We start from the raw sequence: 22,449 nt of genomic DNA, 5'->3' as shown, positions 1-22,449 counted from the left end.
CGGCGAAATTTCGAAATCAACCATAAGCGAGGATTCGAAATGAATATTTCCGAGCCCGAGGCTCTCCGGGATCAGTTCATCGAGGCTTACCGCCGACTGCTTCTAGCCGAAGGAATGAACATCCAAGAGTGTCGCTTCGAATGGTGTGAAGGCGGGTTTGTTCATCGTGAAACGGCTGTTGCTTGGTGGGCTTGGCAGGCTTCCCGTAAGTCGGTTCTTGTCTGCCTGCCAGGGAAGGCATATGCCTCGCAGGGCTTCGTCCAGCCGAGCTTCAACGATGCTATTGATCAATGCCGGGCAGCCATCCTTGACCATGGGCTGAGCGTGCTGGGATGAAGAAAAGCCATGGCCCGGCTTTCAAGAAGGCCGTGATCGAGTTGAGTAACTGCCCTTTGTGCCGTGGGAGAGCGGTCATAAAGGAGCTGTTTTACGAGATGCCATGCGGCCACTGCAACGGCTCAGGCTGGGTAGATGCCGCAACTGGCGAGGCCCTGCCCCTGGATGAACTGGTGATCCAGCTCAGCCTGAAGCTGCAGGCCGCGACACGGCAGATCGAGCAGTTGAAGAACCCTCAGGCATCCGGGCCTGAGGCGACATATCAGGGAAGCAACCGGCGCGGCGCCGGCGGCACCAACCACACCGGCGATTGAGGGGGAAGGACATGATCTACAACAGCGTATCAGGTGCAGTAGTTGCCGCTCTGGCGGCAGGAGAGAAAGGTGCTGCGAAAGGCCAGGCATGGCAAAAGCTATACAAGTCGGCAGAAGAAGAGGGTGGCTGCCTGGCTTCGCTTGGAGGCCTGTCAGGCGGCTTTGACCGGGCCCAGGTTGATTACTGGCTGTCTGCGCGCCTCCATCATCTGCTCATTCCACGGCACTTGAGCGCACTCAATGCGAAGTACGCCACCAACAAGGCAAAGCGGCTGCAGGGCATCACGGCTATCGCGCCGTTGATTGCCAGCCCGGCCCCTCAATTGTTCATCTACAAGGCCGTGACCACTTGGGCCATCCCAAAGCTCAAGGGGGCACGCCGCAAGGGGCCTCGCTCGGTTGCGGTTGATATTCCGCTGGATGCGCCTGAATGGCGCCGCGAGAACCTGGTCAATGCTGCCTTGGCCGCTGGCCAGGCTGAACGTAAAAAGGCAGAGGCTCTGGCCGAGGATTTGATCATTCTGCCGGACAGCTTCTACGACATGAACACCTGGGACCTAGATGCTACATCGGAGCCCACACGCTACCGCTGGCGTGCCGGAATCAAGGAAAAGCTGGATGGCATGATCAACGACTCTTTGCGAGAGGTGCGGGTGATCCTTGAGGCAGAAGGCCTGCTGATCAAAGACGCCGCATAATTGCCTATTGACATCAGTGAGAGAGTGAGAGAAATTATTCCCATCCTGTCATTCCTGCGCACGTTGAGGACTGACTCTCGAAAGCCCGGCCTTAGTGTCGGGCTTTGTTATATCTGTATTCAAGGAAAGATGAGATGTTTCGTGATTTGAAGCTGGTCAAGAGAGTTCTGGGCTGGCTGGAGGAGAACTCTCCATCTAGCGGTGTTCGGCGTGATGAGCTGCGCGATGGCTTGTTCATTACCGTCTCGGATTCTGCTTCATTCGAATACCAACTGGATCTACTTACGGGTGGGGGTTTTGTCCGGCGTGAGCCCTCACTTGCCGGTTCCGACTGCTATAAGCTCACCTGGAGCGGTCATGACTTGCTGGATCGGCTGAACAAAGAAAGCTGATCCTAGTTCTCTATCGACACAGAGCCCTGGCGAATGCCGGGGCTTTTTTATGGAGCAGTGCTTATGGCCGAGCCAAGTACCGGCGCCCTCGCAGTGACCGGCGTACTTGCCAGCGTCGGCCTGGGTGCTGCATTTCCTCAGCTGGATCTTGCTGCCCTGGTCGGCGCGTTCGGCGGGGCTTTCTTCTATGTGGTGTTCGCCAAGGACATCAGCACCTGGCGTCGCGTCGGCTACCTTCTGGCCGGTTGGATCGGTGGCTATTTCGGTGCGGCTGAACTGATGGGCCGGGCCTGGACCCAGACCGCCGGTTTCAGCGCCTTTGTCTGCGGTGTTCTGTGCGTGGTCACTTTCTCCGGTTTGCTGGAGTGGATGCAAACCGGGCGCATGCCGAGCTGGCTGCAGTGGGTCTTCCGCCTGCGAGCCAGGAAGGAGGGTTGAATGGTTGCTGTCATCCAGGCCGCCCTGTGCGCCGTCATCTTCGTGATGATCGGCCTGCGCTATCGGCCATACCCCGATGCCCGCTACAAGCTGGGCGTTTCCCTGATGGCCTGGGCGGCCTGCGCGGTCACCGGCATGCAGTGCGTCAGTCTCATTGGCCGCATGGTGCTCCATGACGAGTTCGCCGACGTGTCCTGGTTCAACACCGCGTTCTACCTACTGGCCGCCATCTTGGTGTGCCGGGCTAAGGGGAACGTCGCCAAGATTGTGCGAGTGGACTGACCCGCGCCACAAATTCGAGTTGCGCCGTTTCGTGGCGCGAACAGTTGAGGTAATCCCATGACACTTGCTACTACCATCACCAGCGCGAACATCTCACAGCCGACTCAGCCGCGCATGACGCCCGAGCAGTTCGCTTACTGGCTCAACGGTTTCGCTGAGTTGAATGGTGGCGAGCGCCCAACGCCTGAGCAGTGGAAGTCCATCATTGAGCATCTGCAGGCGGTCTTCGTGAAGGTGACGCCGCAGTACGGCTTTCACGTCGGTGGCTCCGGCCCAGCCCAGGCCCAAGCCGTAACGAAGTTGACCACCAGGGTCGCGGACCAAGGCCAGCCTATCCCTAGCCTGATCTGCTGACATGACCAAGCCGCCTTTTACGCCCTGCAAGCTGTATATGGACGGCGCCGATGGCATCGCGGTTGGCGACTACATCACCACTGCTGCCGGTTCTGCCTACCTGGTGCAGACGCTGAGGGTGAGCCGCACCAGGCCAGAGCGAAAGCACATGGACTGCCTGCGCTGGCCGATCGCCGAGGTGCCGCCTGATGCGCGGTGCTATCAGATGACTTGGTACAAGAGATGAGGAGCACCGGCATGGCTAGGGTGTATACAACGATCGTTTGCCGTCATCGCTGGTGGTTGAAGTACTACCTGGCTGGCGTGCTGGCAATGGCGCAGGTCACAGGGTGCGATCCGAACCCTGGTCGGATCGCCTACTGGGTCGGTCGCGGCCTGAAGGTTGAGGTGCGCTGATGGCCAGGCTCAAGACGCTCGGTTCTCGCATCAAGGAGAGCGCAGGCTCACGGGTCAAGGTTGTCACACCCAGCAGCTGGCGAAGCGGCATGACCAGCTCCCAGCGTGGCTATGACTATCGATGGCAGAAGGCGCGAGAGCAGTATCTGCGTGATAACCCGCTGTGCATCTACTGCGAGAGGAACGGTCGCACAACTGCCGCCGGGATTGTCGACCACATCGTTGCTCACCGTGGAGACAAGGTTCTCTTCTGGGATCAGACCAACTGGCAGAGCCTCTGCAAGCTTTGCCACGACTCCGTCAAGCAGGCCGAGGAGGCGGCGGGACTGGGTGGCTGAGGCGTCAGCGGATCGTCGAAACCCGCGCACGGCGATGTAGAGGCATGCCAGTGACGTGCCGCGAAAGGGGTAGGGGGGGCAAAAGCTTGGGATTCTCATCTAGCTAGACCGCCACCGACCCCACGTACAGATTTTTTTCCCCCACAGGATTTTTGTTAAATGGCTTTAACATCCCGCAAGCGCGCATTCATCGCTGCGCTGAGGGAAGGTGCGTCCAATCGGGACGCTGCCGTGGCGGCTGGCTATTCCGAGAAGACAGCGTCTGCGGCGGGGTCTCGGCTGGTGAAGGACAAGGATGTGGCGGCTGAGTTACTCAAGCTCCGCGCCCTGGGCCTGATGCCGCCAGATGTTAAAGGCGATGTTAAAGCGCATGTTAAAGCCAAGCCCGCCGCGAAGCCCTCTGATCAGGCCGAGCAGGCGCCAGATTCGGCTCAGGTAGCTGACGATGAACCGGAGTCCGAGCCGGCTGGCTTTGATTTGACTCAGGCGCTACTGCACCGCGATCCGAAGGACTTCCTGCTCTCGGTGATGAACGACCTGGGCAGCGAGCCCAAGCTCCGAGTTGATGCAGCCAAGGCCCTGATGCCGTTCGTGCATCCGCGCAAAGGGGAGAGCGGCAAGAAAGACCAGGCCAAGGAGAAGGCCGCCGAGGCTGCCACCGGTAAGTTCGGCGCTCGGCGCGGTCCGCTGCGGTCGGTGAAATGATGAACTGGACAACCGCATGCCCCGACTGGGAGCAGCGCATCGTTGCGCGCCAGAGCCTAATTCCCTTCAAGCCGCTGTTCCCCACCGAAGCAGAAGAAGCTCTTGATGTATTTGGCGCGCTGCGCATGGTCGATGCCACCGGCAGTCCGCTGATGTCCGAGACCGTGCGCGACTGGGTTAACCAGTTCGTTGCGGCGATCTTCGGAGCTTACGATCCGGACGAAGGCCGGCGCCTCGTCAGCGAGTTCATGCTGCTGATCAGCAAAAAGAACGGGAAGTCGACGATCGCTGCCGGGATCATGCTCACGGCACTGATCCTCAACTGGCGCCCATCCGGGGAGTTCATCATCCTGGCGCCCACCAAGGAGATCGCGGACAACTCCTACATCCCGATTCGCGACATGGTGCGAGCGGATGAGGAGCTCGATGCCTTGCTCAAGGTGCAAGACCACCTGCGTACCGTGACCCATCGCCAGACCAACGCCACGCTCAAGGTGGTTGCCGCTGACAGCGAGACGGTGTCAGGCAAGAAAGCCATCGGCGTGTTTGTCGATGAGCTATGGGTGTTCGGCAAACGCGCTAACGCCGAAGCGATGCTACGAGAGGCCACCGGTGGCCTGGCGTCACGGCCTGAGGGCTTCATCATTTGGGCTACCACCCAGTCCGATGCTCCGCCGGCCGGTGTGTTCCGGCAAAAGCTGATGTACGCCCGTAAGGTTCGGGACGGCGAGATCGTCGACAAGTCCTTTCTGCCGGTGCTGTACGAGTTCCCGAAAGCGATGCTTGATGCTGGCGCGCACCGGGACTTCTCCAACGCCTACATCACCAACCCCAACCTGGGGCTGTCGGTTGACGAGCCGTTTATCGAGCGCGGCTATGCGCAGGCGCAGCTGGATGGTGAGGAGTCGTTCCGGGGCTTCCTGGCGAAGCACCTCAACGTCGAGATCGGCCTAGCGCTGCTCTCGGATCGCTGGGCGGGTGCAGACTTTTGGGAGGTTCAGGCTTCCGAGCTATGTCGCACACTTGAGGATCTGATTGAACGCTGCGAGGTGATCGATATCGGCATCGACGGCGGCGGCTTGGATGACCTTTTGGGCTTGGCCGCGGTAGGGCGTGAGCAGGGAACCCGTCGCTGGTTGAGCTGGACCCACGCCTGGGCTCACCCTTCGGTGCTTGAGCGGCGAAAAGCCGAAGCGCCACGTATCCGTGACTTCGCTAAGGATGGCCATCTGACCTTGGTGGAACGTATTGGCGATGACATCGAGGAGGTGGCTCAGCTGGTGGCGCAGGTCGAGCAGGCCGGTCTGCTGGACAAGGTTGGGCTGGACCCGGCCGGCGTCGGAGCGATTCTCGATGCGCTGGAGGCTGTGGGTATCCCGCGCGAAAAGATCGACGGCATCTCGCAGGGCTGGCGCCTGGGCGGGGCGATCAAGACCGCCGAGCGGAAACTGGCCGAGGGCACGCTGCTGCACGGTGGCCAGCCGATGATGGCCTGGTGCTGCGGCAACGCCAAAGTCGAACCCAGGGGCAACTCGATATTGATCACCAAACAGGCCAGCGGCTCGGCAAAGATCGACCCATTGATGGCTCTTTTCAACGCTGTGACGCTTATGGCCCTCAATCCAGAGGGGCTGGGCGGCATGGAAAACTTCATGGCTGGCATCCGGGACCCACTGATCGCATGAACGCACTTCACATTTTCATCGCCTGCGCTCTGGTGGGTTTCTGCCTGGCATGTGCCGGGGTATGGATTCTGGCTGGTACTGGCTGGGCCTTGCTCGCGGGGTCGCTGAGCTTCTTCTGTATCGCTGGCTTCCTTCGCCGAGGGCTGACCAGTGATTAAAACCCTATCTCAGGCATTGGGCGCGGCAGCTACCAAGCCGTCGGCCAGTATGAGTGAATGGCTGGGCAAGAGCATAAAACTGTCGGACGGTGGCTTTTGGAGCGCCTTTCTGGGCTCTCAGTCTAGTAGTGGCAAGTCGGTCAGCGTGGACAAGGCGATGCGTCTTTCCACGGTGTGGGCCTGCGTCCGCATCATCTCTACCTCGGTGGCCGGCTTGCCGCTGAGCATCTACCGGCGGATGCCTGATGGCAGTCGCGAGAGTGCCCGGGACTTCCCGCTGTACGACGTGGTGCACACCAGTCCCAACGAAGACATGGCTGCCTTCCATTTCTGGCAGGCAGTGGTTGCCTCGATGCTGTTGTGGGGCAATGCCTATTGCGAGATCCACCGCTCTGCAGGGCGCGTGATTGCCCTGGACTTCCTGATGCCGTCTCGAATAGACCTTGAGCTCGATGATGATGACCGGATCAGATACTTCTTCAGGCCAAGAAAGGGCGCGCGCCGGGAGATCGAACGGCAGAACATGCTGCATATCCCAGCCTTTACCCTGGATGGTCGGGTTGGTCTTTCTGCTATTCGGTACGGTGCTGATGTGTTCGGCTCGGCGATGTCGGCTGACGACGCGGCCAACAGCACCTTCCGCAACGGCATGATGCCCACGGTCGCATTCTCGGTGGACAAGACTCTGAACAAAGCTCAGCGCGTCGAGTTTCGAGAGTACGTGCAGACTATTTCCGGAGCACTGAATGCCGGCAAGAGCCCGGTGCTCGAGCAAGGCGTAAAGCCGGAGATGATTGGCATCAACCCCGCCGATGCGCAGCTGTTGGAGTCCAGAGGGCACAGCATTGAGGAGATTTGTCGATGGTTCGGCGTCCCGCCCTGGATGGTGATGAAGACCGACAAGGGAAGTAACTGGGGCACTGGACTGGAACAGCAGCAGATTGCATTCCTGACCTACTGCATCATGTCGTTCACGGCGCCGATTGAGCAATGCGTGAACAAGTGGTGCATGACGGCGGTAGACCGGATCAACTTCTATTCGGAATTCTCGCTTGAGGCGTTTCTGCGGGCCGACAGCTCCGGGCGCGCAGCCTATCTGAGTACCATGGGCCAGAACGGCTACATGACCCGCAACGAGGGGCGGCGCAAGGAGAACCTGCCCAGTATGCCCGGAGGGGATGTGCTGACCGTGCAATCCAACCTGGTACCCCTCGATCAACTTGGCAAGCAGAACGACGGACAAACCGCTCGCGACGCACTGAAAGCCTGGCTGCAGGAAACCGGCAGCAATCCTCTGGAGTAACCCATGAAACACAAGATCCAGTCTCGCGGCCTGCGCAGCGAGATGAGCCCGCGCGCGCTCGAAAAGTGGAATCCGGCAATCCAGGCGGCTGTCGAGAACACCTCAGACACCATCACCGTGTATGGCGTGATCGGCGAGGACTGGTACGGCGAGGGCGTGACCCTCAAGCGAATCGATGCTGCGCTTCGCTCTATCGGTGAAAAGGACGTGACGGTGTACATCAACTCGCCTGGCGGTGACATGTTCGAAGGCATCGCCATTTACAACCGTCTGAAGGAACACAGCCACAAGGTCACCACCAAAGTGCTCGGCATGGCAGCCAGCGCCGCATCGATCATCTACCTGGCCGGTAGCGATCGGCAGGTGGCCAGCAGCGCCTTCCTGATGATCCACAACTGCTGGACGTTCCTCGCGGGCAACCGTCATTACCTGCGTGATGTGGCTGATGACATGCAGGAGTTCGATGCCGCGATGGCCGACCTCTACGCCGAAACCAGCGGCCAACCTGTCGATGATATGGCCGAACTGATGGATGACGAGACCTTCATCCGCGGCAAGCGCGCTGTGGAGCTGGGCCTGGCCACCAGCGTCCTGTCGTCAACCGAGATCACCGAGCGCGAGACCGAAGACTCGGCGCAGAGCAATGCGCTCAAGGCCATGGACGTCGCGCTGGCCAAGGCCGGAATGCCCCGCTCAGAGCGCCGCGAACTGTTCGCCAATTTCAAGTCCGGTATGCCTCGCGCTACCGGCGGGGGCACGCATAACGCTGTCCCGACCGATAAGCCAAGCGCTGTCGCTCCCGATCTGTCGGCTTCATTGGCCCAGGTCGCTGAAATCTCCAATCTTCTCAAAGGAACTTCGCGATGAGCGACAACTACGAAAAGCAGTACCTCGAACTTACCGCTAGCCTCAAAGGCATCGGCGACCAGATCAAGGCCCAGGCCGAGGCCACTGAAAAGCAAATCAAAGCCTCCGGCGATATGAATGCCGAGACCCGTGCCAAGGTAGATGAACTGCTGACCAAGCAAGGCGAGCTGCAGGCACGCCTGGGCGAGGCCGAGCAGAAGCTGGTGAACGCCAATCGCGACCGCAACCGCCAGGAAGAGCCTCAGAAGTCGGTTGGTGCGCTCGTGATCGAAAGCGAAGAGATGAAGGACATGAACTCGTCCTTCCGTGGCTCTCGTCGCGTCTCGGTGCCGCGGGCCGCTATCACCACCGCAACCGGCGGCGACCTGGTGCAGACTCAGCGCCTGCCGGGGATCATTGCTCCGCCGCAACGCCGACTGACCATCCGCGACTTGGTGGCGCCTGGCACCACGGAATCGAATTCGATCGAGTACATCCGCGAGACCGGCTTCACCAACAGCGCGCGAACCGTCGCGGAGAACACCGCCAAGCCGTACTCCGACCTGACCTTCGCACTGGCGACTGCGAACGTTCGCACCATCGCCCACCTTTTCAAAGCGAGCCGCCAGATGCTCGATGACGCCAAGGCCCTGCAGAGCTACATCGACGGCCGAGCGCGCTATGGCCTGACCATGGCGGAAGAAGCTCAGCTGCTCTATGGCAACGGTACCGGCGCGAACCTGCAGGGCCTGATGACCGTGGCCCAGCTGTACGCGGCGCCGGCAGGCGTGGCGGTGGTCGGCGAACAGCGCATTGACCGCCTCCGCCTGGCGCTGCTGCAGGCCGAACTGGCCGAGTTCCCATCCGACGGCATCGTGCTTAACCCGATCGACTGGGCGGCCATCGAGCTGACCAAGGACGGCGAGGGTCGTTACATCATCGGCCAGCCCCAGGAAGGCACCAACGCGAAACTCTGGAATCGCCCAGTGGTTTCGACTCAGGCCATGACCCAGAACGACTTCCTGGTTGGTGCCTTCAAGCTCGGAGCTCAGATCTTCGACCGCATGGAAATCGAAGTGCTGATCTCGACCGAGAACGACAAGGACTTCGAGAACAACATGGCGACGATCCGCGCAGAGGAACGGCTGGCATTCGCCATCTACCGCGAAGAGGCCTTCGTCACCGGTCCGCTGACCACCGTCACCCCCTAAACCTTCCGTAAGGCGGCGCCAGTAATGGCGCTCTGCTGGAGTACTCCTATGGCACGTAAACAGGAAAAACCAGAGTCCACGGTTGAGCCGAAGGATGCTTCGACCACTGAAACCGGCGGTAGCCAGCCTGATGATGGGGCTTTGGCCCTTTCGCCTAGTGTCGCAGCCTCGCCAAATCCTGGTGAGTTGGACGCTCCTGAAACTGATCCAGGCTCGGGGGAGAGCGCAGAGCAGGCACTGCCAGAAGCACCGACAGACTCCGGTCCTGGATCGAGCGTCTCGGCGAGCGACCTGAGCATCAGTGCCGAAGCCTCCGCTACGGAAGCGGGAGCATCGGAAGGCGCGGGTCAGAACGGACCGGACCTGTCCGACAACGCCGACGAACACGCTCAGTCGGCTGGAGAGGATCAGGTTTCGGCTAACCCCAATCCGGCAACTCTTCAGGTCTACCCGATGCGGTCCTACATGGATGAGGGCGAACTGCGTCGCCGTGGCGGCCCCGCTTACGTGGTGCCACGCCGACATGCAGAGGAGCTGGTACAGCGCAAGCTGGCATCACATGAGCCGCTGAAGGAGTGACGATATGCCGGTCATCAGCATGACCATGGCTCGGCATCATCTGCGGGATCCCGACGACGATGACGATTACCTGGAACTCCTGATCGAGGCGGCAGAAGGGCAGGCGATGGACTATCTGAATCGGCGCTTCTACGCCGACCATCAGGCGCTTGATGAGGCTGTCGCCGCCGGGGATGCTGGCGAGTCCCCCATGGTCTGCAACAAGCAGATCAAGGCCGCTTGCTTGCTGATCCTCGGCCACCTTTACGCAAACCGCGAGGACGTTGTGATCGGGACCATTGCCACCGAACTTCCGAAAGGATCGGTGGCGCTCCTGACTCCGCATCGGATCGGGTGGGGCGTATGAGGGCCGGTCCGCTGCGTCATCTGTTCAAGGTGACCCTCCGGCATGAAGAGCGGAATAAGTCCGGGGGCGCCGTAGTTACCTGGCTTCCTGCTTCTCGCCCAGAAATGTGGGGTGAGGTGCGAACTCCAACTGGTCGGGTATCAGCCGTTGCTGAAAAGCTGAATGCTGTTGTTACGGCCGAGATCATCGCTAGGCCGCGCTCTGACATCGTGGCCGGATCGCGGCTGACGCGCCGCGGTGTCACCTACCAGGTCGAAGCTGTCTTGCCTGACAACGAAAACACCCTGATGAGGCTGGTTTGCTCATCGGTACCTAATCCATGAGGTGAACCATGAAAATTCAAGCACTGGGCCCGCTGACCGGCGCCTCCGGCGAGCGGGAGAAGGGTGAAATCTTCGACGTGAAGAAGGAATACGGCGAAGGCCTGATCGCCCGCGGCTACGCGGTGGAGATCAAAGATCAGCCCGCCGACGCCGAAAAGCCAGCGAAGGCCCAGGCCAAGGAGTAGGCCATGGCACGCCGGTCCAGTATCCGCGGTGACATCCGGCTACGCCGGACGCTGCGCAACATCCACAAGACGATGGACAACGAGCTGAAGCCGGCCATGGCAAAGGCGGCCGCGCGCGTTCTGGCCACTCAGCAGCAGCTGATCCCGAAGGACACTGGAGCAGCTTCTGCGGCATTGCGGGTATACGTCGCTCCCAGCGGGCTGGATGCCCAAGTTGGCATCAGGGGAAAGCGGGACAACCGGCGATTTTTTTACCTTCGATTCATCGAGTACGGCACCAAAGGCTACTCCGGCAGCATGTACCAGCGAGCTGATCGCAATGCGATCGGAGGCGTGCACACCAACAACCGCGACAAGTCGAAGCTGAAAGGGCGCCGCAACTCGATCCGCCAGCGCGATACCAAGAACAAGTCCGATGGGCAGCACTTCTTCGGTAAGTACCCTGACATTCCGGCGAGACCGGCTCATCCATGGCTGCGGCCGTCTCTGGATGTGAATCGCGAGTACGTGATGGCGGATCTTGAGGCGGCGGTGCGGTTGACGCTTCGCAAGGCAAGCCAGGGGGTAGGGAATGGCTGATCCATCACTGGCCCTGCAGGAGGCCATCTTCGCCAGGCTCCAGGCTGAAGTCAGCTGCCCAATCTACGACGGCGCGCCGCTGAATGCGGATATGCCCTATGTGTCCATCGACCGGGAAGTCGCGGTCAACAGCAGCCCGATTTCAGGGCGCAAGCGCGAAACGCGCCTGCTGTATCTGTCGGTCTGGTCTGATGCCGTCGGCCAGGCCGAGGTTAAGCGCATCAACGGCGAGGTCATCGCCGCCCTGGATGAGCGCCGCCTGCCGCTGGAAATCGGTCGGGCCGTCTCTGTCAGGGTCGAGCAGGCCGACGCACAGCGCGACGCCGACGGTATCACCTACCAGGGTTCGATCACCGTTCGCGTGATCACCACCCATTGAATCACACACCGGCCGCGCCGCGGCTTTTATCCAATGTGCCTTTGGAGGAATCCCCATGGCCGAAGACAACCTCAATACAGCCGCCGGCTGCCGCCTCTCCATTGGCGGCAAGACCGGCGCTGATACCGTAACCGAGTACGAGGCCGACACCTATGTCCAGGTGGGCGAGATCGAAGACCTCGGCGAGTTCGGCGACACGTTCAACCCGGTGAACTTCACCTCGTTGAATGATGGCCGCGTGCGCAAGTACAAGGGCACTGCCGACGCTGGCAACATGACCATGGTAGTCGGCTTCGACAGTGGGGACGCCGGCCAAAAGGCAATTGCCGTTGCCCATAAGGACCGCTCCAAGGGCAACTACAACGTCAAGGTCACCTTGAATGACGGTGATCCTGATGCAACCCCTGCGATCCTGCCGACGACCTTCTATTACGGCGTCAAGGTGATGAACAACACCGTAGCCGCCGGCCAGGCTGACAACGTGATCCGGCGCAACGTCACGCTGGCGATCAACACCGACATCATCGAAATCCCGGCCGGTCCGGCTACCCCGTAACCCGCGGGGCCCAACCCCGCCCGCACTGCGAGAATCCCATGAGCGAAGCCTTGCATGGCACCATCACCTTGGTGATCGGCGCCCGCAGTTACACCCTCAAGCCGACCCTAGACGCAGCGTTGCGCATCGAGCACCGCTTCGGCGGGCTGCGTGCGGCGCTGGAGTCGATGCGGCTGATGAGCATCGCCGCCTGTGCTGACATCGTGATCGCCGGCGCGGACCTGAAGCCCGACCAGCACCCGGCCATCGCCGGCGAGGTGTTCCACACTGGTGTGGCCAAGGTGTCGGGTCAGCTGACCGAGTTCATCACCGCCCTGCTCAACCCCGTACCGCCGAGTGTGGTTGCCAAGGGAAAGGACGAGGCGGCCAGCACAGCGCAGTGAAGAACGGCAGCTACGTCGACTACCTGTTCGGCGTGGCCACCGGCTGGCTTGGCTGGCCGCCTGACACTGCCTGGCGTACTCCCATCCCCCAAATCATGCTGGCGCTTGACGCACGTCTCGACTGGGCCGGTCGCGGCCAGGGCCAACCATCTGGCCAGCCTGCGGTGCCGCGCAGGCCCGCCAGCGTGGCCGACAAGCTGAAGGCCTTCTTCCGAGGTCGTCAGCCAGAGTAGTTTGCCGCCTCCGGGCGGCTTTTTTGTGCTTGGAGAATTGCATGGCCGATCAACAAGTCCAGGGCATGCTGGTCCAGATCGAGGCGACCACAGCCCAGCTGCGGCGCGAGTTGGCCAGCGCTGACCAGGTGGTGGCGCGCAGCACGCAGGCGATCGACCGCAACCTGGCCACCGTCGATTCGGCTTTTGACAGGGCGGGTGTAGCGGCTGAGAGCGCTGGTGCACTGATGCGTGGCGCCTTCGCTGCGGTTGCCGGCGCCGGGCTAATTGGCGGCATCATCAAGCAGGTTGACGCTTACGGGCAGATGTCGGACCGCATGAAGGCGGCCGCAGGCAGTGCTGGCGAATACCAGATGGTGCAGGAGCACCTTCTGCGCACCGCCCAGGAAACCTATCGGCCCTTGGCGGAGGCCCAAGAGCTGTACATTCGCACTGCCGATGTCATGCGCAGCTTGGGTTTCAACACCCAGCAAACGCTCGATATTACCGACAGCTTCAGCTTCCTGCTGGTGACCAACGCGGCGGCTGCCGACAAGGCCGGCTCCGCGCTGGATGCCTATTCGAAGGCGCTGCAGACCGGTAAGGTTGAGGCCGATGGCTGGGTATCCATTCAGGACGCCATGCCGACCATCGTCACCGCGATCGCCAGCGCGACCGGCAAGAGCGCCGAAGAGATCCGCAAGCTCGGTGTCCAGGGCAAACTGTCGCTCGATGACATCAACACCGGCCTGCTGCGCACCGTGGAGGTCAACCGCAAGGCTGCAGCTGACATGTCCACCAGCGTGCAAGACGCGATGGTGAACATCAGCAACGCCATCCAGACCTTCTTGGGCGGGATGGAAGAGCAGACCGGCGCCGTCGCAGGTCTGTCGAGCGTGTTGATCGCCCTGGCCGACAACGTCGACCTGGTGGCGGTGGCCATGGGCGGTGCGGGCGCTGCGGCTCTCACCCTCTATGTCGCCAAAGCTGGCATGGCGCTGAAGGCCGCCCTGGCCAAGCGCATCGCAGAGGTACAGAACGCCCAGGCAGCACTTCGAGGCGCCGAAGCACAGCGCATCTATGCTCAGGCGCAGGTACAGCAGGCAGAGGCCTCGGTAGCTTCCGCGACAGGCCTGCAACGGCTCAATCTGGTTCAGACGCAGCTCTTGCCAAAACAGGCGGCGCTCACGGCTTCCACCGAGGCGCTGACCATTGCCCAGGCCAACCTGACACGCGCCGCCACCGGTGGCTTGCTGTCGGCGCTCGGCGGCCCGATGGGGTTAGCATTGCTTGCCGGTACCGCAGCAGCCAGCTTCCTGTTACTCAGCGACAACGCCGACCAAGCGGGCGTCAGCCTGGACGATCTGCACAAGCCGGTTGCTCAGCTGCGAGAAGAGTTCGCCAAGCTCAACAAGGACCAGCGTGAAGCCTCGCTGGTGAAGTGGCAGCAGGAACAGGTCAATGCTGCTGACAAGGTCAAGGACGCCTATGGCGACCTGGCCCAGTCCATCCGGTCGGCTGTGGTGACAGCTCCGGCGCGCGACTCTGGCGGCCAGTACAACCGGCAGTTGGCCGAGTACCAAGGGCTGATCGACCGCCTCAATGAGGCGCGTGCGTCCGGACAGGGTTTATCGCCCGTGCTGCAGGAGGTAGCGACTCGGCTGCAACTGCCGGCCAGCACGGTGCAGCAGTGGATCACCCAGGCGGGAGCCGTCAGCGACGCCGATCAGCGATCAAGCCTGATCGCGGAAACTCTGCGAGTCCTCACCGGTGTCACCGATGCGAACACTTCGGCCACCCAGGCGAACAATGCCGCCAAGGTCGGCATGAGTTCGGCAGGCCAGACCTATCTGGAAACGCTGCAGAAGCAGCTTGCCGGCCTGCAAGACAACGGCGATGCCACCAAGATCGCCAACCGCTACCTCGCAGAAAATGCGGATCTCACCGAGACCGACCGCCTGGCCATCCTGTCGGCAGCCAGTGCAATCGAGTCGCAGAAGAAGGCCAACAAGGACGCCACCGAAGGCAGCAAGGATCGCACCAAGGCTCTGAAGGACGAGATCAAGGCGCTCGACGCGATCATCGACCGTGCGCTGCCGGAGAAGAAACGCCTGGAGGACCTGGTCGATGGCGTGCAGGGACTGCGCAAGGCCCAGGCCGCCGGCAAGATCACCGCCGCCGAGATGGAGCTCGGCATCAAAAACTTGAACGCGGCCTATGCCGATCCGGAGTTGAAGAAACGGGCCGAAGAAGAGAGGAAGCTGGCGGAGATCCGGCGCAACAGCGCCGAGGCCTACCGCAAGGCTATGGAAGTGGTGCTACAGACCCGCCAGGACGCAATCAATGCGGACGTGGCCGGCGTAGGCATGGGCGATGACCAGCGCGAACAGGCCGACCGGCTGAACGCTGTGCGGCAGAAGTATGCCGAGGCGCGCCGGCAGCTCGAGGAGCAGCAGGAGGATGTGTCGCGCCGGCTCAGCCAGGACGCCTATCAACAGCGCCTGGCGGACCTGGCCGACTACCAGGCGCGCGAGCTGCAGATGGAAGTCGACGGTTTCGACGCTCGATTGCTGGCCCAGCGCGACTACCGCAACGGCGCCAAGCGTGCCTGGGCCAACATCCAGGCGGACGCAGCAAACGTGGCGGGCGCGACCGATGACATGCTCACTACCGGCTTCAACACGGCCCGCGATGCCCTGGCCGAGTTCGCCATCACTGGCAAGGCCAACTTCAAGGACTTCGCTACCAGCGTGATCTCGGACATGGCCAGGATCGCCAGCCAGCAGGCCGCCAGTTCACTGTTGAGCGGCTTGGTCGGCATGGGCATATCCGCAGCTGGCAGTCTCTTCGGTGGTGGTAGTGGCAACGGTATGACTGCTGGCTCAGCCGGTGCTGTGTCTTCGAATCTGGGCGCCTCTCAGGCGGGCTATGGTGCTGACTATCTCAGCAGCTGGTCCGGCGTCCGGCAGGCCAAGGGTGGCGCCTGGGATGGCGGTGTGCAGTTCTTCGCCAAAGGAGGCGCCTTCACAAACAGCATCCTCAACACACCGACCCCTTTCGGCCTTGCTGGAGGGGGCGTTGGCGTGGCGGGCGAGGCGGGTCCCGAAGCGATCATGCCGCTTGCCCGCGGCGCGGACGGCTCGTTGGGCGTGCAGATGGTGGGGGGCAGTGGTGGAGGTTCGACAATTGTGCAGGTCTCCGTACCGGTTGCAATAGCGCTGGAGGATCGAAGCTCTGAAGGGATGGAGTTAGATACCGCTGCTTTTCAGCAACACATGGAGCGGCAGATGCAGGGCGTCGCTGATCGCGCGATTGCCGCTTCATGGCGTGCCGGCGGCGTCAGCTACCGCAACAGCAACGGGAGGCGCTGATGGCGATGGAGACATTCACCTGGGCTCCCGATGAGGAAGCCAGTGGCGACAGCACGCTCAGGACAAGGAAGTCCCAGTTCGGCGACAACTATACCCAGGTCTCTAGCGACGGGCTCAATGCCGAAATCGACAGCTGGGATCTGACCTTTGGCGGGCTGGGCGAGGAAATCGCCCCAATCCTCGCCTTCATTCGTCGGCACAAGGGAGCCAAGGCATTCCTATGGACCAATGCCGAGGGCGTGCTGGGCATGTACCGCTGCGAGAAGTTCCGTCAGCAGCGCAAGCCTGGCGGTATCACAAGCCTGACAACCACCTTTGAAAGGGCCTATCACCCATGAGCTTGATCACTCAATTGCAGAAGCTCGAGCCTGGCTCCGAGATCCTGCTGTTCGAGCTGGACGGTTCGGACTTCGACGCCGACGTGCTGCGCTTCCACGGTCATGCAATCCCACATACCCCAGAAGAGTTGGCGGCCGCTGGTTCTAACGCCGATCAGCTGCCGGCCAAGTCGATCTGGTGGCAGGGCAACGAGTACGGCGCCTGGCCCATGCAGATCGACGGCATCGAGGCAAACTCGGACGGTACCGCCGTCCGGCCTACGCTGACGGTTGGCAACGTCAATGGACGGATTACCGCCCTTTGCCTGGCCTTCGACAACCTGCTCGAATTCAAGCTGACCATGCGCCATACGATGGCGCGCTATCTGGATGCGGCGAATTTCCCCGCAGGCAACCCGGAGGCTGATCCGACCGAGGAAGCCATCGAGGTCTGGTACATCGATCAAAAGGTGTCCGAGAACGGCACCACGGTAGCGTGGGAACTGGCCAGCCCCGGTGATGTTGGCGGAGAGACGATCGGCCGGCAAATGACCCAGCTGTGTCACTGGGCGATGACCGCCGGTTACCGCGGTCCGAACTGCGGCTACACCGGCCCTTACTTCGACCTTGACGGCAACCCAACTGACGACCCGGCTAAGGACCAGTGCAATGGCTGTCTCGATACCGGGTGCACTGTTCGTCACGGCCAGGGCAACCAGCTACCCTTCGGCGGTTTCCCGGCCGTATCCCTGATCGCGCGGAGCTGATTATGCGCAAACACATCTTGGCCGCCGTGCGAGCGCACGCCGCGGACCGTTATCCAGCTGAGTCCTGCGGGCTGATCGTTGCCGTGGGCCGAGCTCACCGGTACGTACCATGCGAGAACACCGCCACCGAGCCAGCTGAGGAGTTCCGCATCTCGCCGGAGCAGTACGCGGCAGCCGAAGACCTGGGCGAGATAATCGGTATCGTGCACTCGCACCCAGACGCCACCAGCAGGCCATCGTCGCGGGATCTGGCCATGTGCGAAGCCACAGGTTTGCCCTGGCACATCCTGTCGTGGCCGGAAGGCGACCTGCGAAGCATCACCCCAACCGGAAATACGCCGTTGCTGGGCAGGCCGTTCGTACATGGCGCGTGGGACTGCTGGCAAGTCTGCGCCGACTGGTACAAGCGGGAGTGGGGTCTGGAGTTCCCGGCGTACGCCCGGGAGGAGGGCTGGTGGGAGAAAGCTGACGGCCCGAGCCTGTACGAGCAGGCCTACCAAGCTGCCGGCTTCTACCAGGTCAGCCAGCCGCAGCGCGGCGACATGATCGTAATGGCGGCGGGGCGCACAGCGCACCCGAACCACGCCGGCATCTACCTTGGCGTCGACGTGCAGTTGCCCGAGGAGCATGCCCAGGTGTTCGGGCATGGCCCATTCATGCTTCACCATCTGCTAGGCAGGCCATCGGAAATCATCGTGTTCGGCGGGCCCTGGCTCGAAAGGACGCGCCTTGTGCTGCGCCACCGTGATGCCAAGTGATGATACATTCCCGGTTTTCAGGGAGGGGATGACATGCGAGTTCTGATCGGTGCGGTGGGGCTGGCGCTGCTGGCGGGGTGCGTGACGACCGCAGATTTAGAAGGCAATGATCCTTCGATTAGTGCAGTGACGGTGAAAGACCCGAAGCAATATGCTTTATGCGTATTCCCCAAGTGGCAGGCTGCCAGAACAGAATCCTCGATGGTGGAGACTGAAAACGGCTATCGCCTATGGGTGTCGAATAGCAGCATGGCTGACGAGCTTCTTGATATCACCAGAACGCCGGCAGGCAGTTCAATAGCTCTTCGACAGCGCATGCCTTGGTCGGCCATGCCGGGTAGGTCTGCTGTGGAGCGCGCCGTCAGGTCATGCCTTTGATCGCTTACCGCAAACCGCCTCAGGGCGGTTTTTTAATGCCTGGAGGAATCATGGCAGCAACAGCGGCCTGTTATCGGCCAATGACGATTATCAAACTATCGGGGTCTTTGGCTCAGAAGTTCGGGCGAACGCATCGTCGACAGCTTGACAGCGGTGAGACCTGGGAGGCTTTCAAGGCTCTGAAAGCTACGTTACAAGGCTTCGAGGAAGAAATCAGGCGGCTTGATGGACTAGGGTTACGCTTCGCCATATTCCGCAACCGAAAGAACATTGGCCTAGACGAAATGAATCTCCGCGGCACCCAGGAGGTTCGTATTGTGCCGGTTGTTCACGGCAGCAAGCGCGGCGGGATTCTTCAAACAATTATCGGCGTTGCCTTGATGGTGTCTGCCATATGGCTGGGCCCTTCCGCATTTTACGCTGGGCTTTCCATGACTCTGGGCGGAGTAGTCCAGATGCTCAGCCCGCAGTCAACGGGGTTATCCCAGAGCGCTGCACCCGAAAACCTACCGTCGTATGCCTTCGGCAGTGCCAAAAACACCACCGCCAGCGGCAACCCTGTCCCTATCTGCATCGGCGAGCGCCGCTGGGGTGGGGCGATTATCTCGGCCTCCATCGAGGCGCAAGACAAATGACTTCGCGAGGGCAGCATATGGCACCGGTAACCTACAGCATTAAGATCCATGACCTGTATCGAGTTGAGGGTGGAGTGCTGTGCGCGGAAGAGGCGGTCGTGGCGATCTTGGACGGCGGGCATGAAGTCCACCGCGAGCGTTTTATTGGCAAATGTGCATCACCAAGCGGATACACGCGGAAATACTGCGGGAAGCCTGGTCTTCGCGCAGTTCTTCTATCTGGCAACTGCCGCATGGAGTTCGGTTTGAGCGCGTCGGTTAAGACTGTTCCACGCCACCCATGAAGTCGTCAGAGCCCAAGCGGTGGGAGCCGTATTCGGCTCGATAGCCAGGGCCTCGGGCGGCTGCTTCTGCCTCAGCGGCGTCCTTTGAGGCATAAATATCGATGAATCGCCAAGGGGAGTTTTGAACGACACCCCATCCCAGCACCCAGCCTGCGTTATCTGGATCCTTCGGAAGATTTTTAGCCAAGCTTCTGATTGACATGACCGCTCCTTGGTTGTGAAAAGGTCAGAACCTACTACTTCGATGCGCCTAGGCGTTACTGGAATTTCATCCACCCTGTACAGAAAAACACGCCGCCTTCGGGCGGTTTTTTATTGCCCGGAGGAAAGTATGGGCGCATCAGCTCACCTGGATATCGCTGGCGCCAAGGGCGGCAGCAGCAAGCCGAAGACCCCTGTGGAGGCCCCGGATAGCCTCCAGTCGACGAACATCGGCAAGCTCCTGCTGGCCGTGGGCGAGGGCGAGTTCGACGGCGAACCCACCGACCGAGATATCTACCTCGACAACACGCCAATCATGGATGCCAGCGGCAACGTGAACTTCCCGGGTGTGAAGTGGGAGTGGCGCCGCGGCACTGTTGAGCAGGATTACATCCAGGGCATTCCGTCGATTGAGAATGAGACCACCGTCAACGTTGAGCTGCGCAGCGACAATCCATTCTCACGCGCATTGAGCAACACCCAGCTCTCTGCTGTGCGCGTGCGGATGTCCTGGCCGCGCCTGGCACAGCAGGACAGCAGCGGCAACACCAACGGCTACCGTATTGAGTACGCTATCGATATCGCTACCGATGGTGGCGCATACGTGGAAGCCCACCTGGGCGCCGTGGACGGCAAGACCACCAACGGCTATCAGCGCTCGGTGCGCGTGAACTTGCCTGCGGCCACCTCCGGCTGGATGGGCGCGTGCGCCGCATCACCCCGAACGCCAACAGTGGCACCATCGCTGACACGATGACCATCGCAGGCTATACCGAGATCATCGACGAGAAGCTGCGCTACCCGAACACCGCGCTGCTGTACATCGAGTTCGATGCTCAGCAGTTCCAGAACATCCCGGCGGTGACAGTGAAGTGCAAGGCCAAGCGCTGGCCTGTGCCGAGCAACTACGATCCTATTGCGCGAACCTACGCTGGAGTATGGGACGGCACCTTCAAGCAGGCTTGGACCAACAACCCCGCGTTCGTCACTTATGGCGTGTGCGTGGAAGATCGCTTCGGCCTGGGCAAGCGCATCAAGTCGTGGATGGTCGACAAGTGGGAGATGTACCGCATCGCCCAATATTGCGACCAGCAGGTTCCGAACGGGCAGGGTGGTCAGGAGCCACGCTTCCTGTGCGACATGAACCTGCAGGGCCGCGCCGAGGCCTGGACTCTGCTGCGCGATCTGTCGGCCATCTACCGGGGCATGGTGTACTGGGCTCACGGCTCCCTGTTCATGCAGGCGGACATGCCGCGCGCCCAGGATATCGACTACGTCTTCACCCGGGCCAACGTCATCGACGGCGAGTTCGTGTATGGCGGCGCCGAGCGCAACACGCATTACAGCCGGGCCCTGGTCAGTTATGACAACCCGGCCAACAACTACGACACCGACGTGATCCCGGTGACCGACAACGCGCTCCAGCGCCGGTACCGGGATCGCCCCGTCGAGATCTCGGCCATTGGCTGCACCCGCGCCTCGGAAGCTCAGCGCCGCGGTAAGTGGGCGCTGCTGAGCAATAGCCAGGATCGCACCGTCACCTTTAAGACTGGCATGGAAGGCCGTATTCCGCTGCCTGGCTATGTCATCCCAGTGGCTGACGAGCTGGTGGCGGGCCGTCCGAATGGTGGGCGGATCTCCGCCGCAGCGGGCCGCGTGATTACCCTGGACCGTGACACCCCGATCAAGGCCGGCGACCGCCTGATCCTGAACCTGCCGAATGGCACCGCCCAGGCGCGAACCGTGCAGTCGGTCGCCGGGCGCGCAGTGACTGTGACAACGGCCTACGGCGTGCAGCCCGAGCCTGAATTGCAGTGGGCGATCGACTACGACGACCTGGCGGTCCAGCTGTTCCGCGTGCTGAAGACCACTCGCACCCAAGAGGGCGAGTACGAGATCACCGCACTCGAGTTCAACCCGAGCAAGTTTGCAGCCATCGACACCGGCGCCAAGCTGGACGAGCGCCCGATCAGCGTCATTCCGGTAACCACCGTGCAGCCGCCGGCCAGCGTGACCCTGTCGTCTGCTCACATGATCGACCAAGGCATCGCGGTCAGCACCATGACCATCGCCTGGGCGGCCGTTGAAGGCGCTGTCGCCTATGACGTGGAGTGGCGCAAAGACAACGGTAACTGGGTGAGCCTGCAGCGTGTCGGCACAACCTCTGTGGATGTTGTCGGGATCTATGCCGGCGCCTACCTGGCGCGCGTGCGTGCGGTCAGCGCATTCGACATTACTTCGATCTGGAAAAGCTCTGTCCTCACCCAGCTCAACGGCAAGGAAGGCTTGCCGCCAGCGGTCACCTTCCTCGACACCGAAAGCCTGCTGTTCGGCATCGGTATCAAGTGGGGCTTCCCAGCCGGCGCCGAGGACACCCAGCGCACCGAACTGTGGTACAGCGAGGGCACTGACCTTGGCCTGGCCACCAAGCTGGCCGACCTGTCGTACCCGCAGAACGAGTATGTGATGCAGGGCCTGCGTGCCGGGCAGCGCTTCTACTTCTGGGCGCGCCTGGTGGATCGCTCCGGCAACATTGGACCGTTCTTCCCAGTTGAAGGCACGCTGGTGTCTGGCATGGCCAGCGCAGATGCAACTGCGATCCTCGAGCAGATCAAGGACCAGATCACCGAAAGCGAGCTGGGCCAGGAGCTGACCAAGCGCATCGACCTGATTGACATGAACGGTCCTGGCTCGGTGAACGAGCGAGTGGGTGCCGCCAAGACCGAGCTGGCTGAGCAGA

General features: G+C 61.5%; 31 protein-coding genes and 1 pseudogene. 31 read left to right on the top strand and 1 reads right to left on the bottom strand.

Features of this window, described 5'->3' with window-relative positions:
- The 30 genes from MJ643_RS28180 to MJ643_RS28035 form a co-directional block, all read left to right on the top strand.
- Positions 1 to 336, top strand: a 336-nt coding sequence (locus MJ643_RS28180; protein ID WP_247727182.1) for a hypothetical protein, incomplete at its 5' end; no start/stop codon positions are given.
- On the top strand, positions 333 to 650 hold the full coding sequence (locus tag MJ643_RS28175; protein WP_047933919.1) for a hypothetical protein: 318 nt from the start codon (positions 333 to 335) through the stop codon (positions 648 to 650). The genes MJ643_RS28180 and MJ643_RS28175, both read left to right, overlap by 4 nt.
- Positions 651 to 661: 11 nt before the next feature.
- Positions 662 to 1,348 (top strand): hypothetical protein, encoded by a 687-nt coding sequence (locus tag MJ643_RS28170; protein WP_247727181.1) that lies wholly within the window; start codon positions 662 to 664, stop codon positions 1,346 to 1,348.
- 134 nt (positions 1,349 to 1,482) lie between these two features.
- Positions 1,483 to 1,740: a DUF2513 domain-containing protein gene (locus MJ643_RS28165; protein WP_047933915.1), complete on the top strand. Its 258-nt coding sequence runs from the start codon at positions 1,483 to 1,485 to the stop codon at positions 1,738 to 1,740.
- 63 nt (positions 1,741 to 1,803) lie between these two features.
- Positions 1,804 to 2,178 carry a putative holin gene (locus MJ643_RS28160; protein ID WP_047933913.1) on the top strand — a complete coding sequence of 125 codons (375 nt, stop codon included), beginning with the start codon at positions 1,804 to 1,806 and terminating at the stop codon, positions 2,176 to 2,178.
- Complete coding sequence (locus MJ643_RS28155; protein WP_029886756.1) at positions 2,179 to 2,460, top strand: phage holin family protein; 282 nt, start codon at positions 2,179 to 2,181, stop codon at positions 2,458 to 2,460. It begins immediately after the preceding gene.
- Between the two features lie 57 nt (positions 2,461 to 2,517).
- Positions 2,518 to 2,814 (top strand): hypothetical protein, encoded by a 297-nt coding sequence (locus MJ643_RS28150; RefSeq protein ID WP_047933910.1) that lies wholly within the window; start codon positions 2,518 to 2,520, stop codon positions 2,812 to 2,814.
- Position 2,815: 1 nt separating this feature from the next.
- Positions 2,816 to 3,040, top strand: a complete 225-nt coding sequence (locus MJ643_RS28145) for a hypothetical protein (RefSeq protein WP_047933909.1) — start codon at positions 2,816 to 2,818, stop codon at positions 3,038 to 3,040.
- Positions 3,041 to 3,051: 11 nt separating this feature from the next.
- A complete protein-coding gene (locus tag MJ643_RS28140) occupies positions 3,052 to 3,210 on the top strand; it encodes a hypothetical protein (RefSeq protein WP_196304910.1) in 159 nt (52 codons plus the stop codon).
- Positions 3,210 to 3,548 (top strand): HNH endonuclease, encoded by a 339-nt coding sequence (locus tag MJ643_RS28135; RefSeq protein ID WP_047595602.1) that lies wholly within the window; start codon positions 3,210 to 3,212, stop codon positions 3,546 to 3,548. The genes MJ643_RS28140 and MJ643_RS28135 overlap by 1 nt, the downstream gene beginning before the upstream one ends.
- 159 nt (positions 3,549 to 3,707) lie before the next feature.
- Complete coding sequence (locus MJ643_RS28130) at positions 3,708 to 4,253, top strand: terminase small subunit (RefSeq protein ID WP_247727138.1); 546 nt, start codon at positions 3,708 to 3,710, stop codon at positions 4,251 to 4,253.
- Positions 4,250 to 5,938, top strand: a complete 1,689-nt coding sequence (locus tag MJ643_RS28125; protein WP_247727180.1) for a terminase large subunit — start codon at positions 4,250 to 4,252, stop codon at positions 5,936 to 5,938. Before MJ643_RS28130 ends, MJ643_RS28125 begins: the two co-directional genes overlap by 4 nt.
- Before the next feature lie 150 nt (positions 5,939 to 6,088).
- Positions 6,089 to 7,399 carry a phage portal protein gene (locus MJ643_RS28120; protein WP_247727179.1) on the top strand — a complete coding sequence of 437 codons (1,311 nt, stop codon included), beginning with the start codon at positions 6,089 to 6,091 and terminating at the stop codon, positions 7,397 to 7,399.
- Positions 7,400 to 7,402: 3 nt separating this feature from the next.
- Positions 7,403 to 8,266: a head maturation protease, ClpP-related gene (locus MJ643_RS28115; RefSeq protein ID WP_247727178.1), complete on the top strand. Its 864-nt coding sequence runs from the start codon at positions 7,403 to 7,405 to the stop codon at positions 8,264 to 8,266.
- The gene (locus MJ643_RS28110) at positions 8,263 to 9,456 is read left to right on the top strand and encodes a phage major capsid protein (RefSeq protein ID WP_041506006.1); all 1,194 of its coding nucleotides are present in this window, start codon (positions 8,263 to 8,265) and stop codon (positions 9,454 to 9,456) included. Before MJ643_RS28115 ends, MJ643_RS28110 begins: the two co-directional genes overlap by 4 nt.
- 48 nt (positions 9,457 to 9,504) lie before the next feature.
- Positions 9,505 to 10,035, top strand: coding sequence for a hypothetical protein (locus tag MJ643_RS28105; RefSeq protein ID WP_247727177.1), 531 nt, complete (start codon positions 9,505 to 9,507; stop codon positions 10,033 to 10,035).
- A 4-nt stretch (positions 10,036 to 10,039) separates the two neighbouring features.
- On the top strand, positions 10,040 to 10,381 hold the full coding sequence (locus MJ643_RS28100; protein ID WP_247727176.1) for a head-tail connector protein: 342 nt from the start codon (positions 10,040 to 10,042) through the stop codon (positions 10,379 to 10,381).
- Positions 10,378 to 10,704, top strand: a complete 327-nt coding sequence (locus MJ643_RS28095; protein WP_247727175.1) for a phage head closure protein — start codon at positions 10,378 to 10,380, stop codon at positions 10,702 to 10,704. Before MJ643_RS28100 ends, MJ643_RS28095 begins: the two co-directional genes overlap by 4 nt.
- A gap of 8 nt (positions 10,705 to 10,712) precedes the next feature.
- On the top strand, positions 10,713 to 10,889 hold the full coding sequence (locus MJ643_RS28090) for a hypothetical protein (protein WP_197080549.1): 177 nt from the start codon (positions 10,713 to 10,715) through the stop codon (positions 10,887 to 10,889).
- Between the two features lie 3 nt (positions 10,890 to 10,892).
- Positions 10,893 to 11,468 carry an HK97 gp10 family phage protein gene (locus MJ643_RS28085; protein ID WP_247727174.1) on the top strand — a complete coding sequence of 192 codons (576 nt, stop codon included), beginning with the start codon at positions 10,893 to 10,895 and terminating at the stop codon, positions 11,466 to 11,468.
- A complete protein-coding gene (locus tag MJ643_RS28080) occupies positions 11,461 to 11,847 on the top strand; it encodes a DUF3168 domain-containing protein (protein ID WP_047595608.1) in 387 nt (128 codons plus the stop codon). Before MJ643_RS28085 ends, MJ643_RS28080 begins: the two co-directional genes overlap by 8 nt.
- A 55-nt stretch (positions 11,848 to 11,902) precedes the next feature.
- Positions 11,903 to 12,403, top strand: a complete 501-nt coding sequence (locus tag MJ643_RS28075; protein ID WP_047595609.1) for a hypothetical protein — start codon at positions 11,903 to 11,905, stop codon at positions 12,401 to 12,403.
- 38 nt (positions 12,404 to 12,441) lie between these two features.
- A complete protein-coding gene (locus MJ643_RS28070; RefSeq protein ID WP_047595610.1) occupies positions 12,442 to 12,786 on the top strand; it encodes a hypothetical protein in 345 nt (114 codons plus the stop codon).
- Entirely contained in the window at positions 12,783 to 13,019 is a 237-nt protein-coding gene (locus MJ643_RS28065; RefSeq protein ID WP_047595611.1) for a hypothetical protein, read from the top strand. Before MJ643_RS28070 ends, MJ643_RS28065 begins: the two co-directional genes overlap by 4 nt.
- A 41-nt stretch (positions 13,020 to 13,060) precedes the next feature.
- Positions 13,061 to 16,369, top strand: a complete 3,309-nt coding sequence (locus tag MJ643_RS28060; RefSeq protein ID WP_247727173.1) for a phage tail tape measure protein — start codon at positions 13,061 to 13,063, stop codon at positions 16,367 to 16,369.
- Entirely contained in the window at positions 16,369 to 16,707 is a 339-nt protein-coding gene (locus tag MJ643_RS28055; protein WP_247727172.1) for a phage tail protein, read from the top strand. The genes MJ643_RS28060 and MJ643_RS28055 overlap by 1 nt, the downstream gene beginning before the upstream one ends.
- Entirely contained in the window at positions 16,704 to 17,453 is a 750-nt protein-coding gene (locus MJ643_RS28050) for a phage minor tail protein L (protein ID WP_247727171.1), read from the top strand. The genes MJ643_RS28055 and MJ643_RS28050 overlap by 4 nt, the downstream gene beginning before the upstream one ends.
- Before the next feature lie 2 nt (positions 17,454 to 17,455).
- On the top strand, positions 17,456 to 18,211 hold the full coding sequence (locus MJ643_RS28045; RefSeq protein WP_247727170.1) for a C40 family peptidase: 756 nt from the start codon (positions 17,456 to 17,458) through the stop codon (positions 18,209 to 18,211).
- A 33-nt stretch (positions 18,212 to 18,244) separates the two neighbouring features.
- Positions 18,245 to 18,589 (top strand): hypothetical protein, encoded by a 345-nt coding sequence (locus tag MJ643_RS28040; protein ID WP_247727169.1) that lies wholly within the window; start codon positions 18,245 to 18,247, stop codon positions 18,587 to 18,589.
- Between the two features lie 50 nt (positions 18,590 to 18,639).
- A complete protein-coding gene (locus MJ643_RS28035; protein WP_247727183.1) occupies positions 18,640 to 19,224 on the top strand; it encodes a tail assembly protein in 585 nt (194 codons plus the stop codon).
- Positions 19,225 to 19,482: 258 nt separating this feature from the next.
- Here the strand turns inward: MJ643_RS28035 and MJ643_RS28030 are convergent, their stop codons facing one another.
- Positions 19,483 to 19,710 carry a hypothetical protein gene (locus MJ643_RS28030; protein ID WP_247727168.1) on the bottom strand — a complete coding sequence of 76 codons (228 nt, stop codon included), beginning with the start codon at positions 19,708 to 19,710 and terminating at the stop codon, positions 19,483 to 19,485.
- Between the two features lie 129 nt (positions 19,711 to 19,839).
- On the opposite strand from MJ643_RS28030, the pseudogene MJ643_RS28025 reads away from it, so the two are divergent.
- Positions 19,840 to 22,449: pseudogene (locus tag MJ643_RS28025) on the top strand (host specificity protein J); the annotation flags it as partial.

The organism is Pseudomonas sp. PNPG3 (assembly GCF_023093815.1).
Lineage (GTDB): Bacteria > Pseudomonadota > Gammaproteobacteria > Pseudomonadales > Pseudomonadaceae > Aquipseudomonas > Aquipseudomonas asiatica.
The sequence above is the reverse complement of the archived record's forward strand: the minus strand, read 5'-3'. Positions and strand labels throughout refer to the sequence as shown.

Bases quoted from the DNA above. Each gene is read 5' to 3' on its own strand.
- MJ643_RS28075 (WP_047595609.1), top strand. From the start codon at position 11,903: ATGGCCGAAGACAACCTCAATACAGCCGCCGGCTGCCGCCTCTCCATT.
- MJ643_RS28100 (WP_247727176.1), top strand. From the start codon at position 10,040: ATGCCGGTCATCAGCATGACCATGGCTCGGCATCATCTGCGGGATCCC.
- MJ643_RS28145 (WP_047933909.1), top strand. From the start codon at position 2,816: ATGACCAAGCCGCCTTTTACGCCCTGCAAGCTGTATATGGACGGCGCC.
- MJ643_RS28035 (WP_247727183.1), top strand. From the start codon at position 18,640: ATGGCAGCAACAGCGGCCTGTTATCGGCCAATGACGATTATCAAACTA.
- MJ643_RS28170 (WP_247727181.1), top strand. From the start codon at position 662: ATGATCTACAACAGCGTATCAGGTGCAGTAGTTGCCGCTCTGGCGGCA.
- MJ643_RS28050 (WP_247727171.1), top strand. From the start codon at position 16,704: ATGAGCTTGATCACTCAATTGCAGAAGCTCGAGCCTGGCTCCGAGATC.
- MJ643_RS28080 (WP_047595608.1), top strand. From the start codon at position 11,461: ATGGCTGATCCATCACTGGCCCTGCAGGAGGCCATCTTCGCCAGGCTC.
- MJ643_RS28165 (WP_047933915.1), top strand. From the start codon at position 1,483: ATGTTTCGTGATTTGAAGCTGGTCAAGAGAGTTCTGGGCTGGCTGGAG.
- MJ643_RS28160 (WP_047933913.1), top strand. From the start codon at position 1,804: ATGGCCGAGCCAAGTACCGGCGCCCTCGCAGTGACCGGCGTACTTGCC.
- MJ643_RS28095 (WP_247727175.1), top strand. From the start codon at position 10,378: ATGAGGGCCGGTCCGCTGCGTCATCTGTTCAAGGTGACCCTCCGGCAT.
- MJ643_RS28155 (WP_029886756.1), top strand. From the start codon at position 2,179: ATGGTTGCTGTCATCCAGGCCGCCCTGTGCGCCGTCATCTTCGTGATG.
- MJ643_RS28125 (WP_247727180.1), top strand. From the start codon at position 4,250: ATGATGAACTGGACAACCGCATGCCCCGACTGGGAGCAGCGCATCGTT.
- MJ643_RS28060 (WP_247727173.1), top strand. From the start codon at position 13,061: ATGGCCGATCAACAAGTCCAGGGCATGCTGGTCCAGATCGAGGCGACC.
- MJ643_RS28105 (WP_247727177.1), top strand. From the start codon at position 9,505: ATGGCACGTAAACAGGAAAAACCAGAGTCCACGGTTGAGCCGAAGGAT.
- MJ643_RS28085 (WP_247727174.1), top strand. From the start codon at position 10,893: ATGGCACGCCGGTCCAGTATCCGCGGTGACATCCGGCTACGCCGGACG.
- MJ643_RS28110 (WP_041506006.1), top strand. From the start codon at position 8,263: ATGAGCGACAACTACGAAAAGCAGTACCTCGAACTTACCGCTAGCCTC.
- MJ643_RS28070 (WP_047595610.1), top strand. From the start codon at position 12,442: ATGAGCGAAGCCTTGCATGGCACCATCACCTTGGTGATCGGCGCCCGC.
- MJ643_RS28055 (WP_247727172.1), top strand. From the start codon at position 16,369: ATGGCGATGGAGACATTCACCTGGGCTCCCGATGAGGAAGCCAGTGGC.
- MJ643_RS28040 (WP_247727169.1), top strand. From the start codon at position 18,245: ATGCGAGTTCTGATCGGTGCGGTGGGGCTGGCGCTGCTGGCGGGGTGC.
- MJ643_RS28140 (WP_196304910.1), top strand. From the start codon at position 3,052: ATGGCTAGGGTGTATACAACGATCGTTTGCCGTCATCGCTGGTGGTTG.
- MJ643_RS28150 (WP_047933910.1), top strand. From the start codon at position 2,518: ATGACACTTGCTACTACCATCACCAGCGCGAACATCTCACAGCCGACT.
- MJ643_RS28130 (WP_247727138.1), top strand. From the start codon at position 3,708: ATGGCTTTAACATCCCGCAAGCGCGCATTCATCGCTGCGCTGAGGGAA.
- MJ643_RS28115 (WP_247727178.1), top strand. From the start codon at position 7,403: ATGAAACACAAGATCCAGTCTCGCGGCCTGCGCAGCGAGATGAGCCCG.
- MJ643_RS28135 (WP_047595602.1), top strand. From the start codon at position 3,210: ATGGCCAGGCTCAAGACGCTCGGTTCTCGCATCAAGGAGAGCGCAGGC.
- MJ643_RS28045 (WP_247727170.1), top strand. From the start codon at position 17,456: ATGCGCAAACACATCTTGGCCGCCGTGCGAGCGCACGCCGCGGACCGT.
- MJ643_RS28175 (WP_047933919.1), top strand. From the start codon at position 333: ATGAAGAAAAGCCATGGCCCGGCTTTCAAGAAGGCCGTGATCGAGTTG.
- MJ643_RS28090 (WP_197080549.1), top strand. From the start codon at position 10,713: ATGAAAATTCAAGCACTGGGCCCGCTGACCGGCGCCTCCGGCGAGCGG.
- MJ643_RS28030 (WP_247727168.1), bottom strand. From the start codon at position 19,710: ATGTCAATCAGAAGCTTGGCTAAAAATCTTCCGAAGGATCCAGATAAC.